Below are 13,725 nucleotides of genomic sequence, written 5' to 3'. Positions count from 1 at the left end.
CGTAAATAAAGAAAATGTACCTGGGATCGTGGGATCGGAGCTTCCATCGTGAAGATTGAGCTTGGTAACAAATAATTCTTTTCGTTCAAAGTTAAAAATCCCGTGCCACTTTTAGTGGTTCGGGATTTTTCGGTTCGTATACAATCGAACCGTATTATCTGGCGTATATGGGCAAAACAATTGGAGCTTTTGCTTTTACTGATACGCGCCTTTTTCAAACCTTACTGCCGTGACGTGATTCAGGTCAGTAAGTTTGCTAACTGTACATAACTTCCCGAAGGGTTTGAATTAAAAATTCATTTTCTCTTACGGCACCAATACTGAATCTAATATGATTGGGTAATCCAAATGTTGCCCCATATCGTACAATTACTCCCCTTTTTAGTAGCGCATTGTATATCAATTCTGCGTTTGGCCCAACCTCAGCTAAAATGAAATTAGCCATGCTTTCAGTGAAAGGAATACGTAATTCCTCAAAAGCTTTATACAATTGTTCACGTCCGATGGAATTTTCCAAAAGTGACTTTTGAAAGTGTTCATGATCTTCTAAAGCCGCAGTAGCGGCCACCTGTGCTAATGCGTTTACATTAAAGGGTTCTTTTACTTTAAGAATTTTTTGTATAACGTTTTCGGGTGCTGCGCCGAAGCCAACGCGGATACCTGCTAGGGCATAGATTTTTGAAAATGTTTGTAGAACAACGATGGGATAACCTAAGCGTACGAATTCCACGCCATTTGTGAAGTCTTCGGCAGTTGCGTAGTGACTATAAGCACTATCTAATACCACTAGAATTCCATCCGGCAACTGGTCTAACAATCTTTTTAAGTCTTCTCGGGGGAGATAGGTGCCCGTCGGATTATTAGGAGAACAAATGTATACCAACTTTGTCCGCTCAGAGAGCGCAGACAAAATAGCAGAAATGTCAAACCGATACTCATCGTCAAATGGAACCGATTTAATTACGGCTCCCATTAAATCTGCGCCGAATTCATATTCACTAAAGGTAGGGGAAGGTAAAACGATTTCATCTTCTGGCTCTAAAAAGGTTTCGGATAGTAGTTTAATTAGCTCATCACCGCCATTTGTAACAATTAGCTGATTTTGGGACAAGTCGAGTTTAGAATCGGGATAGCGATGTAACTCGGCAAGAGAAGAATGGATCGCTTGAATCACTTTAGGAGAGGGTCCGAGTGGATTTTCGTTCGAAGCTAGTTTTACTACGCTTGAAAGACCATACAATTTCTTTACTTCCCAAATTGGCATACCGGGTATATATGTTTTTATTTTATCCAGTGTCTCTCGTGATTTCACATCGAATTTCTGGATCATAAATAAACCTCCTTGATTGCACATTTAGCGCAAATTTTATCGTACATGAGGTTTGCTGTGATCAGCCACCTGGTTGAAAAAGTCGCCAACCAGTTGCAATATTGGCTTACTTAATTCCGGAGTTTTACTTTGTATCGAGATGGATGTGAATGTCAATGAATGTGTGAGCGGTGGGTAAGTCGATCCACTAAAGCGGCTGTGCAGAATTGAACGGTGCAACCGTGCAAGCCCCCATCCCAAGGGAAAATCGAAGGGAGCCTTGCCTGTTTAGTGCGGGATGCAACTTGATTCGCAGCTCGTTGCAAAACCTCTTGCTCCAAAAGGAACCCGATGCTCTGGTAATGTTCGTTGGAGAAGAAGTAGCCTTACGGCGTCTTATAGGAAAATCCCTTTCTGGGATGATTCTCGTAACGTATCTTCGACCAAGGCGGGCTCGAATTCCCGATTCGCGGCAGCCCCACTTGGCCCAGGCAATGACCGGTTTTCCCATAAAAAAACCCCCTCCGGTTGGCAACATCTTAGTACATCTTATGTCTGTTATACGTTGTCTTCCGTGAGGGGGATTTACCGTTGCGCGGTGTCTTTTTGATTTTGTTTGGCGTACCCTAGAAACGCAAGCTGGTACAAGGCATGTAGGCGAGATGCATAACGCTGATTCTCGCCTACACTTTACTCTTTCCTGCGAGTTCCCACAACTTTAGATGAAGGAAGCATCCCCGCTCTAGCATTCCCAGTCAAGGTATCCCCCTGAATGGTGACGGTAAACTTCAAGTTGAGTCGCATAGGCTTCCTGACGCTTAACGCCCACGTCATCCGATCGCTTTCCATGCGCGGGTCGATCATGTCGACTTTGTCGTCCCCTTGCTGCATGGTACCTCGAATGACGCCGCCCGTTGTAGCAATCGTCATGACGGACGTTAATTTGCCGATAGGCGTAGAGAGAATGAGATCCCACTTTCCGTCGAAATCAGCAGGGGAGGCTTCCCCGGTTAAAAGAGGGAATGGACCCTCGGAGAGCGATTCCGTAGGTTCCTCCCGCGGTTGTTGTATCACAAGCGGTGGAATCCCAGTCGCATGCCAAACGGTGCCTCTTCGCTCATATTCAAACAGCTTCTCGACAGCGTGCGAGATTTGCGGACCAAGCTCGCGTTCCACCAAATACAAGGAAACGTCGAGACCCGAAGTTACGCCGCCACCAGTCACGAGCCTTCCGTCCACGACGACTCTGGCAGGAACAGGCTTGGCTCCGGTCGCTCCCAGCACCTCCATCCCTAAATAATGGGTAACCGCATAACGATCCTCCAACAATCCGTCCATGGAAAGGAGCATCGAGCCTCCGCAAACCGTTGCAACAGTAAGGCTTTTCTCCACCATGGCTTGCCTGAGAACGGGCATCAATTCAGTTTCGGTCGCGAGCTTGAGCCGTGTAACTACGGAATCCGGACCGGTGTCATCGAGACCGACAGTACCCATGGCGCCGGGGACGACCAATATGCCTCCCTTGCTGAGATCAATTTTATTACTGGCTGGCAGCCCGGGGCCGTTCATCCCGCTTTCAACCAATCTTGCGCCTTCCGCGCTTACGAGTTTTACGTCCATATCGGCACCACTCAGCATTTTAGCGGCCGTAAATACTTCATAAGGACCGATGACATCCATAAAGTCAAACCCGTCAAACAGCACGATTTGAATGTGTAGCATACCACGATCTCTCCTCTTGTTTTATTAGGACCGGACCGTCCGGTTCGTTTTGGTGCAAAAAAAATCGGAACTCAACCTTTTTACAGCATTCTGGCCATAGCGATTCCGTGATCGTTCGAGATACCTCCTGCATTGTTCGCAAGGACGCCGAAGAGCGGGTAGATATCGCACAATGTTTGACTCCACCCTTATGACATCTTCAGGCCAACCATTTCTTGCGGATGAAAACTTCGGCCAAACCCAGATTAAGCAGCATGCTTCCCCATACGGCGAGCGCATACGCGGTAGCGTAGGTAAGGCCGATTGCGTGCTGGCCTATCGGGAGCAAGAGATGAATGGTCAGATTCGCGTAGGTAAGAAAAAAGCTTCGTGTGATCCATTGCGAATGCTCTGCAATTTGCTTGCGGCGAATATGGAGATATCCGAGCCAAGTGGTCCCGAGCCAGAGCAGATTCAAGAGGAGGAATCCCGCAACCGTCAAGCTTCCCGCCGCAAACCACGAAGTGTAAAGTCCCGGAATGAAGTTCAGCACGATGGAAACGACGTAGATTCGTCCATTCCACCGATGCCAAGCGATTGACCGGATACGAACGTTTCGGAGCATGCCGATTGGCCCCGTAACCAGCGAGACAATCGCAAGCGCAATGTGCGCCCGCAGCATGAACAGCCATAACGCACGGTCGGCGGTGAAGGAATCTTTGTTCGCAAGCAGCTTGAAGAAGTCGGGATCTGACACGAAATTTTTCGTTAACGTATGCATCATCCACATCAACGCGATGACTGACAGTAAAATAACAGCGCCATTTTTTGCTTCCGTTCGGTTTTTCACACTGGCATACCATCCTTTGCTTATTTTATGTATAATAGTTCAGACCGGACCGTTCGGTCTGAACGGTTTCATTATACGACGTCTTCTGCTAATTTAAAATAGAATACTTCTCGGGATTCGTGACAATATGAAGAAATCGCGGAAGGTATTAATGAATAGCACTGCCTGCCAGGGGGATGAAACATATGAAGAAATCAGACGAGATAAAGGAAAAGATTATTCATACCGCCATGCTTTTGTTTAATACCAAAGGCATCGCGCAAACGTCCATACAAGAAATTATGCAAGCAACCGGTTTACCGAAGGGAGCCATTTACCGTCGGTTTGAAACTAAGGAACTGATTGTGCTGGCCGCCTTTGAGAGAGCCGGGCAAATCCTGCAGCAATTTTTTGTTCAAGCGGTGCAAGAGGGGACGAGTACGCTCGAGAAACTAATGAAAATCTCGGCTGTTTACCAGGATGCCGCCCACAACCCGCCAATACCCGGCGGCTGTCCGCTGCTGAACACAGCGGTAGAAAGCGATGGAACGTTCCCCGAACTTCGTCAGAAGGCGGCAGAAGCTTACGCTGGCATGGTCAGGTTCCTTCAATCGATCATTGAGCAAGGCATACGCAACAAGGAGTTCCGTCCGGACATAGATGCTGCCGAAATGGCGGCTTTTCTGATCGATTCCATGGAGGGAGCCATCATGGCGAGCCGTTTGACGGGCAGCAATGCCCCGATCGAACGCAATATGAAGTATACGGAAAGGATACTCAAGAGCTACTTGACTGCTTAGCCGTTGAACAATATGCATGTTGACGAAAGAAGGAACCGAGGCTGATGCAAACGTACCGTATTCGGACCGAAATATCATAGACAAGTCATATAGATATTCGGGCGATGCGGATAATTCCGCGAGAAAAGGCTTCCCGCAGCAGGAAGCCTTTTCCCATCCCAGCTTGTTTTATTTTTGCAAATCCTGTTCTCTGCCTTCATTCCCTACCGAAAAGTGGAACAAACTATCCTGCAGCTGCTGAGCGGTAAAACTGAGCGACTCGGCTGCATCCGCAATCTCTTTCATCGCTGCCAGCTGCGATGCTGCCGATTGAATTGCTCCACGCGTATGTTCAGATGCGGCGCGGCTGATCGCGACGATCTCGTTCATCGAGGCAGCCACTTTCTCCGTACCTGCCGAGATTTCCCATGCTGGTGATATTCCCCAGGTCTTCCTCCGTCTTTAACGGGCAGAATGGCACTGATAACCAGCTTGCCGGTCATCGCATCCACATACGGATCGGTAAACCACACGTCGTCCCTTGCTGCAGCCTTTTCATGCCACGGACGTGTTTGGATATTCCAATCGGGTTTGGACAGTATCCCGGTCAAGGTCGGAACCAAGCAGTGTTGGTTGGTTGCTATCTACCGTACCAGGACCTGCTTCTCTGCGTTGATGTCTTATAGGAGGTAGTTACCCCGGAACTATTTACGGGAAACATGGCGAATTTATCCAATCATTCGGAGCGAAACTTTTCCTCGGCTTTTTTTCGTTTACGCTGTCTCATAAGCTCTCGGCTTGGTATGAACAGTTCGTTCAGTAAGCTCTCCATCAAGCGGTTTCAGTTGGGGAAGACCAAATCCGACGATTCCACAGGCCAGGGGAATCAGGCCAGAAACGAAAATAAGCAATGGAATGCCGTAAAACTCGCTGACCAGCCCTCCAATGAAGCCTCCAACAGGCATCATGCACTGTGTTGCCACTAATCGAACAGACAGTACCCTCCCTCTCAGAGAATCCGGGACGACTTGACCGTAAATAGCAGCGTTAAAAGAGGAGAAGAACGGCAAACAAAATCCGAGGAAAATAAATAAAGCAATCGCCAACATGTAGTTATGGTTCAGGCTCAGCAGTATATTCCCGATGCCAGTGGCGATCATCGAGGAGAACATAAACGCTCGCCGCTTTGTTACCTTCTTTAAGCGTGACGTAATCAGATTTCCCAAAAGCATACCCAGGGAGAAGCACGGCAGAAAAAAACTAATTTGAAATGTGGACAGATTCAGAACTTCTGTTCCGAATGGAATCGTTAGCCCGTTCCATGACGCAAAACACATATTGGACAAGCATAAAAATAACAGGATAATGAGCAAATCGGGTGCAGCTCGATAAAAAGTGAAGCCTTCCGTCCACTCTGATACCAGCATCTTGAAAGATAACGATGATTGTACCAGCTTTTTTTCCAGGTGTGTGGGAGTAGGGGTAGATACGAATAGCAAGCAGACGGCAGCCAAACCGAATGAGACGGCGTAAACGATGACCCCAATGTAGAGGAGATCCAGATTTAACAAAAGTCCGCCTATTACCGGTCCGAGCAATCGTGAAGATGTTGTGAAGATGTCTAAATAGGAATAGCCTTTGAGCAGCTCATCTTTGGGCAAGATCGTCGGTACAAGTGCCATTCCGGCGGGGATAAAAAGGGCTGAACAAGCACCAAGGATGATGGCCATCAAGAAAATATGCCATACCTCGAGTGACTGGAGAAAAATAAGTACGGTAACGATCGAAATAGTAACCAGACGAATCATATTTAACGTAATCATGAGTCGCACTCGATGAAACATGTCGACTAAGACAGAACCAAACAAACGAATGCTAATCTCCGGTATTGCATATGCAACAAGCAAGCTCCCCATAAGGAGCTTTGAGCCTGTTAGCTTATACAAGAGCCATTCGATTGTAAAAAGACCAATCATATCACCAAGGGTACTGATGGTTTCCGAGGTCAATAAGAAAACAAAGGACTTATTTTTCATATAAGCCAATCCTTTCTGAATCGCTTAGTTTCTAGCCGTTTGTTTTGCAGAGGATTCTATCTATTGTCGCCGTAATGGTTGAGACATGGGGGCTCTTCATGATAGAAAAATGGTCTCCTGTGATTTTGTAGACATGTAACGTTCCGTTTGTTGTGAAAGCCCATTCTTGATCATCGATGACCTGATTTCCGAAAAGCTCACTTTCCATCGTAGCGCAGAACAAATGAATATCTGTGTTTATCTTGTTCATCAGCTTGTAGGCGGAGAGTGCTTCAGCATTATATTTTGAAATAGAGGCTTGTTTCATCAGCAAGCCAAAATCGATCTCAGCCGGAACGAATCCCTGGCTCACAGCTTCCGCATATATGCTTTGAATCGCTTGATCCTCTCCACAATCCTGAAATTGATGGATGTCAATCCCAAATAATCTGGCAAAATGGGAGGCTAAAGAGTTTTCTGGTACAGGTTGTGTTGAATGCTTCAATGCCAGGAAGCTCGGATTGCTGTCAATCATACCTAGAAATTCGATGTTGTCTCCTTGAGCCTCTAAAATCCGAGTCATTTCAAGACAAATGATCCCTCCGAATGACCATCCGATTAATGTATACGGGCCGTGAGCTTGTACGGACTTGATTTCTTCTATATATTTTTTTGCCATGTCTTCTACTTTCTTTAACGGTTCTTCATGAGAATCAAATCCCACTGATTGCAAAGCAAATATGTCCCTATTCATGGATAACTCATGAACAAAATCTCTATAACAAATCACGCCGCCGCCCTGAGGATGTACTAAAAAAACAGTACCGACCGCTTCGCTCACTTGCTTCATATGTACTAGAGAGGAATGTTGTTCCCGTGAGCTGGTGTGAATCATCATGCTCATTTCCCGAAAGGTGCTATAGCTGTATAACGTATGTAAATTAAGGTTCACATGAAATTTTTTTATGATCTCGTTTCGCAAAATGACGAGGTTAAGGGAATGGCCACCTAAGTGAAAAAAGTCATCTTGAGGCATAATCGTTCCGTTATAGCCCAGAACCCTTTTCCAAATATGAGACAGCTCGATCTCTGTCGAAAGATAGTACTCTGTATGATCCGGCTTATCCCTTGTTGATTCATACAATGCGATCAATTTCTTCCGGTCTACCTTTCGATTTGATGTTAACGGAATATCATCGACGACAACCATTTCAGGAATCATGTAGTTTGGCAATTTGCTCTTCAAAATGCTTCTCATGATGTGTACGGACTGGTTCGGATTCAAGGCATCAATCTTCACAAATGCTAAAAGTTTTTGTGTGCCATTAACTTTTTCTAAAATAACTTCGGTTTTTTTCACGAACTCCATACTAGAAAAAATCGAGGCAATTTCACTCAACTCAATTCGATAGCCTCTATATTTCACCTGGTGATCAACTCTGTGCAAAAACTCAAGATTCCCGTCTTGCAAGTACCTGACGATATCACCGGTTTTATAGATTCTCCCTAACCCAAATGGGTTCTCGATGAATGCAGGCTGGCCTGCCCCTTCATAATTGACGTATCCTCTGGCAACGCTTTCGCCACCAATGTACAGTTCACCCGGAACTCCGAACGGAACAGGCTGTAAGTGTGAGTCGAGTACATATAGTTTTACATGCGGAAGCGGTTTTCCGATGGGGATGGAATTGCTCTGTACCGGACGTTTGAAATCGAGTTGGTGCAAAATAACGGAAACCGCCGTTTCTGTAGGGCCGTAGGAATTAAATACTTTGCAATTTCCGGATAGCTCCTGAATTTTTTGTCCGAGTTGTTTCGTAAAGGTTTCCCCAGCCAGAATGAGCACTTCTTTAGGCAGAATCTTTTGGGGATGATCACATGAAAGCAAGGATTCAAAATGAGAAGGGGTCATCTTCAAGCAATCAATTTGATTTTCTTCCATACAAGCTCCGAATCTTTCCGAATCAACGGCTTCCTCTTTTGAAAGCATGTGTAAACAGCCTCCTGTCAGCAGAGCAGAAAAAACAAAAGTTAAACAGGAGTCAAATGCTATCGACTGAACCATCCCATAGGACATGCCGGGACGAAAACCGATATCGTTCATCACATTTTGGATATGATACAAAATTTGTTCATGCTCCACTGCGACCCCTTTTGGCGTTCCGGTTGTTCCAGAGGTATAGATTAAATAGGCCAACTGGTTCACTTGTTCTGTTTCGATTCCTACATTGGATTGCCATTCACTTTCCCACAGTGCTTTCTGGTTGGAAAAATCTAATCTTAGGCAGTCGCTTTGAATTGAGCAAGTCTCATTGTTATTGGTTATCATGACATGAGCATTTGCGTTATTGACGATAAAGCTTACTCTTTCAGGCGGATAACTGAGATCGATGGGCAAGAATGCTCCGCCTGCTTTGAGGATGGCTAGGAGGGAGATAATCCACTCATTGCAACGGTCCATATAAATGGCTACTACTTTTTCCGGACCAATCCCAAGCTTTACTAAATAATGGGCCAGCTGATTGGATTTTGCGTTCAGTTCTTCAAAAGTAAGCGTTTCACCTTGGGTTGACAGTGCAATCTGGTGGGGGGTTCTCCGAACTTGATTCTCAAACATACGGTGGATACAAATTTGCTTCGATTCAGGAATGACAAGACTGGTGCTGTTCTTTTGAAAAAACTGGTCTTCCTCTGGTGTCAGATAAGGGATTTCGCCAATGTTTTGGTGGGGATTTTCAACGACTGAAGCGATTATTCGTTGCAGCCTCGTAATCATGCTTTGGATGGTCGTATCGGAGAAAAGATCTGCTCTATAGATAAAACTTCCGGTTATCTGTTCTTCGTCCTCGGACATGTATAACGCCAGCTCGTGCTTGGCAACTGGATTTTCAATCTCCAGTATTTCAAAATGCAAATCGTTCGCTACAAGAGAGGGGGCAGCAACATTCTGCATGGCAAAAGCGATTTGAAACAAAGGAGTCGTTCCGATCTGTCTATCCGGGCGCAGCTCTTCGACTAATTTTTCAAAGGGAACATCCTGATACGTATAAGCTTCTAAAAGTGTGTATTTGACGCTTTGCAGAAATTCTTGAAAGGAGCTCTCCCTCTGAATATTCGTCCGTACAACAATCGTGTTGACAAAAAAACCGATCAATTTCTCAATCTCTTCTTGATTTCTATTCGCGATGGGAGTTCCGACTACGAGGTCGTTTTGCTGTGTATAACGATATAACAATACACCGAATGCAGCTAGCAAAATCATATAGAGGCTTGCGCTTTCCTTTTTGCCAAAGCTGCGCAGGCTTTTTGTTACTGCTTTGGATAAGACAAAATGTTGGCTTTTGGCTTCGTAGTTTGAATGTTTTCCTCTTGGAAAATCCGAAGGCAGCTGAATGGTAGGCAAATCCTTTAACTGTTTCTTCCAGTAGCTGATTTGGTGATCTAATACATCACCTTGCAACCAATTTCGTTGCCATACAGCAAAATCGGCGTATTGAATGGGTAAATCGGCTAACGGAGATGAACAATTGTTTGAATAGGCTTTATACAATTCATTAAGCTCTTGGAAAAAAACGCCAATGGACCAGCCGTCTGAGATGATGTGATGCATGTTGATTAACAGTAAATAGTTATCATCGTTCATCACAAACAACTTGGCATGAAATAGAGGTCCTTCTTCTAATTGAAAAGGACTGTTTGCTTCTTCCTGAGCAGCACGTAAGGCTGTTTTCTCGCGCTCTTCTAACGTACCGTGGATGATCATTTCCTTTTTTAACGCAAAGTCTATTTCTTTATGAATAATCTGATGAGGTACGCCATCAATGTTTTGGAAAGTGGTTCTCAGCACTTCATGTCTCGCAATAATTTCTTTTATGCTTTTCTCTACATTTGCTACGTTTACGTTACCGTAAATTCTTATGTAAAACGGCATGTTATACGTAGTACTTGCTGGCTCCAGCTGATGGATGAACCACAGTCGTTGTTGAGAAAATGACTGCGGAAAAACAACTACTTCTTTGGACGCTACTTTGGTACCCATGTGTAAAACTCCTTCCCAAGTTTTTCGTTTAATTAGGGATTGCCGAATATCATTGATTAGGTTTTACCAGGGGGAAGTGCTCTCGGGTCAAAATGAGATGGAAAGAAAATGTGAATGTCTTGCAAAATGGAGCGTATCCAGGCACGCTTTCAGGGGACAAGAGAACGTAAACGCGAACGCAATCCACGCGTTCTTTTTTTGTCGGTTTTCAGACTGCTGCCAAGCATGTATCGTCAGCTGCAACGGATGCAGAAGCAGTATGTAAGTCCGTAGTTTTTAATTAAACGAAACTTTCGAAAATTTACTTTACTTCTAATTGTATTAAACATAAACTAAGATTACAATCTTTTCCTTTGTGTACATAAGATTCAAAATATGTAAGTGTGTGATTAAAATGTTGACAGCAAAGATTTGATGTAATAAACCTATTATATAAGACAGCATGTAATTTATTTCAAAATTATACAATTAAAACCTTTTGTCTGGGCTTTATTCCATAATGAGAAGGGGGAGGGATATGTCCGTTGTTGATGATTTATTGAAGGTAACGAATGAATCAGCGAGCATAACTACCAATGAGAACATTAGAGAACACCACAGCAAGGATCTGACTTCTTATCATGAAGGCGTATCGCCAGACGTAGTTGTCTTTCCAACCAGTAAAGAAGACGTCAGCAACATCGTGGCTTATGCGTACCAGAATGAAATTCCGATTGTCCCGTTTGGAATGGGAACGAGTGTGGAAGGTCAAGTAATTCCGGTAAAGCGGGGAATTTGCCTGGATTTTACCAGGATGAATCAAATTGTTGAGCTGCGGCTAGACGATATGATCGTAAAAGTTCAGCCAGGCGTGACGAGAATGCAGCTAAACAAATATCTAAAAAAATACGGACTGTTTTTCCCTGTTGATCCCGGAGCAGATGCAACCCTTGGGGGAATGGCTGCTACAAACGCCAGTGGATGCTCTGCTGTACGCTACGGGACGATGAAAGATCAAATATTGGGGCTGGAAGTGGTTTTAGCCGACGGTTCTATCATCCGGACAGGAAGTCTGGCCAAAAAGTCATCTGCCGGCTACAACTTAACTCAGTTATTTGTCGGGTCAGAGGGAACGCTGGGCGTGTTTACGGAACTAACGCTAAAGCTGCAAGGGATTCCGGAATCTACTCTCTTTGTAAAGGCTGTATTCCCCCATTTGTCTGCAGCCGGCAATGCTGCGAGAGCCATCATCATGAACTCGATCCCTGTCGGAAAACTGGAGCTGGTTGATGAGCAAACAATAGTAGCGATCAACAAGTTTAAACAAACGGATTTTCTGGTGCTCCCGACGCTCTTCGTTGAACTAAGTGGTTCGAAAAAATCGGTTGAAAATGATTTGGAAATAGTGAAGGAGCTCATAAATGAAGAGGGATGCTTAGAGTGGGACTTTAGTTTTGAGACCGGGAAAAATCAGTCTATATGGCAAGCGAGGCACGATGCGGCGCTGGCAATCGCAGCCATGGCACCGGGGAAGAGACTAATGACCACAGATGTTTGTGTACCCATCACAAGCCTTCCTGAAGCAGTGGTTCACGCGAGAGGAATGATGGAGAAAGAGGGGGTCGATGGAGCGATATTGGGGCATTTGGGAGATGGAAACTACCACGCCGTGCTGATTGTCGATCCCAATAGCTCGAAAGATATTGAAATCGCACATAAAGTGAACGAAGAAATTGTTCGTTTTGCCCTGTCTAAAAACGGAACGTGTACAGGTGAACACGGCATCGGGCTAGGGAAAGCGAAGTACTTGCCTCTGGAGCATGGACAAGCAGTCGATGTCATGAAAGCGATCAAAAACGTGCTGGATCAAAAGGGGATTTTAAATCCAGGCAAGATCTTTTTATAAAAAATGCAAAGGGGCGCAAAATATGAAAAACACTCTGAAAAACGAATGGAATGTCAATGTCGGTGTAGAGAATTTCCCGATCGAGGATATCGATTATCTGGAGATTTACGCAGGCAATGCGAAGCAGGCAGCGTTCTATTATAGCAAGCTTTTTGGATTGCAAGTAGTCGGGTACAGCGGTTTGGAAACGGGAAATCGAGAACGGTCTTCGTATTTGCTGGAAAAAGGGGACATCAGAATACTGATTAGCGGGGCATACTCTCCGGAAAGTCCCATTGCTGAGTTCGTACATACTCATGGAGATGGCGTGAAAGATATTGCCTTTCGTGTCCAGAATGTAGAGGAGCTGTACGATTTGGCGATTAAAAGAGGGGCCACTCCTGTAATGCAGCCTTATGAAATCAGTGACGATTTCGGGGTTGTCAAAATGGCGAGAGTGGGGACCTTTGGAGATGTCGTTCACACCCTGGTTGAGCGGACCGGCTATGATGGATTCTTTTTACCTAGCTTTACCAAAATTGACGAGCCAGCGAATGTTTCCGATACGTTTTTGACTCGAATTGACCACTTGGCGATAGACGTTGAAAAGGCTGATCAATGGACGGAATATTATGAAAATGTTTTTGATTTTCGAATGATCCAAGACTTTAAAAAGGAAGACGTCAGCTCAAGCCTTTCCTCGCTCATGTTGAAGGCTGTGCAAAATGGAACGGAGAGGGTAAAGCTTCCGATCGTTGAGCCGGCGGCTGGCGAAAGAAAGTCACAAGTCGCGGAGTTCTTGGAGTACAACAGAGGAGCGGGTGTTGCTCATGTTGCATTATTGACGGATGACATTATTAAAGCGGTTGAAAACTTGCAGAACAATGGTTTCAAGTTCCTGAGCACGCCAGACGCTTACTATGAGGCATTGCCTGAGCGCGTAGGAGAAATCGATGAGGAGCTGGCGAAGCTGAATGAACTGAATATTCTTGTAGATCGGGATGAAGAAGGATACCTGCTGCAAATTTTTGGCTATCCGATGACAGATCGTCCTACGTTATTCTTTGAAATTATTCAAAGAAAAGGGTCACGGGGTTTTGGGAACGGAAATATCAGGGCCTTGTTTGAAGCGGTAGAGCGCGAGCAAGCGCGAAGAGGAAATCTGTAAAGCGTATTGCTTATCATGAAA

9 protein-coding genes are annotated in these 13,725 nt (G+C 45.1%); 3 read left to right on the top strand and 6 right to left on the bottom strand.

The annotated features are described in order from the left end of the window. Nucleotides 1-256 precede the first annotated feature (256 nt). The 3 genes from hisC to Q3F21_RS11170 form a co-directional block, all read right to left on the bottom strand. Complete coding sequence (hisC, locus tag Q3F21_RS11180) at nucleotides 257-1,330, bottom strand: histidinol-phosphate transaminase (RefSeq protein ID WP_340252476.1); 1,074 nt, start codon at nucleotides 1,328-1,330, stop codon at nucleotides 257-259. A gap of 669 nt (nucleotides 1,331-1,999) precedes the next feature. Then, the gene (locus tag Q3F21_RS11175) at nucleotides 2,000-3,031 is read right to left on the bottom strand and encodes a DJ-1/PfpI family protein (protein WP_340252474.1); all 1,032 of its coding nucleotides are present in this window, start codon (nucleotides 3,029-3,031) and stop codon (nucleotides 2,000-2,002) included. Between the two features lie 199 nt (nucleotides 3,032-3,230). Beyond that, nucleotides 3,231-3,860 (bottom strand): DUF2306 domain-containing protein, encoded by a 630-nt coding sequence (locus Q3F21_RS11170; protein WP_340252472.1) that lies wholly within the window; start codon nucleotides 3,858-3,860, stop codon nucleotides 3,231-3,233. A gap of 185 nt (nucleotides 3,861-4,045) precedes the next feature. On the opposite strand from Q3F21_RS11170, the gene Q3F21_RS11165 reads away from it, so the two are divergent. After that, complete coding sequence (locus tag Q3F21_RS11165; protein WP_340252470.1) at nucleotides 4,046-4,639, top strand: TetR/AcrR family transcriptional regulator; 594 nt, start codon at nucleotides 4,046-4,048, stop codon at nucleotides 4,637-4,639. 168 nt (nucleotides 4,640-4,807) lie between these two features. Here the strand turns inward: Q3F21_RS11165 and Q3F21_RS11160 are convergent, their stop codons facing one another. From Q3F21_RS11160 to Q3F21_RS11150, 3 genes are all read right to left on the bottom strand, one after another. Then, nucleotides 4,808-5,008 (bottom strand): hypothetical protein, encoded by a 201-nt coding sequence (locus Q3F21_RS11160; RefSeq protein ID WP_340252468.1) that lies wholly within the window; start codon nucleotides 5,006-5,008, stop codon nucleotides 4,808-4,810. Between the two features lie 383 nt (nucleotides 5,009-5,391). Next, complete coding sequence (locus Q3F21_RS11155) at nucleotides 5,392-6,654, bottom strand: MFS transporter (RefSeq protein WP_340252466.1); 1,263 nt, start codon at nucleotides 6,652-6,654, stop codon at nucleotides 5,392-5,394. Between the two features lie 31 nt (nucleotides 6,655-6,685). Next, nucleotides 6,686-10,672 (bottom strand): amino acid adenylation domain-containing protein, encoded by a 3,987-nt coding sequence (locus Q3F21_RS11150; RefSeq protein WP_340252464.1) that lies wholly within the window; start codon nucleotides 10,670-10,672, stop codon nucleotides 6,686-6,688. Between the two features lie 517 nt (nucleotides 10,673-11,189). Here Q3F21_RS11150 and Q3F21_RS11145 point away from each other — a divergent pair. Beyond that, nucleotides 11,190-12,557: an FAD-binding oxidoreductase gene (locus Q3F21_RS11145; RefSeq protein ID WP_340252462.1), complete on the top strand. Its 1,368-nt coding sequence runs from the start codon at nucleotides 11,190-11,192 to the stop codon at nucleotides 12,555-12,557. A gap of 22 nt (nucleotides 12,558-12,579) precedes the next feature. Beyond that, nucleotides 12,580-13,704 carry a 4-hydroxyphenylpyruvate dioxygenase gene (gene hppD / locus Q3F21_RS11140; protein WP_340252460.1) on the top strand — a complete coding sequence of 375 codons (1,125 nt, stop codon included), beginning with the start codon at nucleotides 12,580-12,582 and terminating at the stop codon, nucleotides 13,702-13,704. Nucleotides 13,705-13,725: the final 21 nt, after the last annotated feature.

The organism is Brevibacillus borstelensis (assembly GCF_037834415.1).
Lineage (GTDB): Bacteria > Bacillota > Bacilli > Brevibacillales > Brevibacillaceae > Brevibacillus > Brevibacillus borstelensis_A.
The sequence above is the reverse complement of the archived record's forward strand: the minus strand, read 5'-3'. Positions and strand labels throughout refer to the sequence as shown.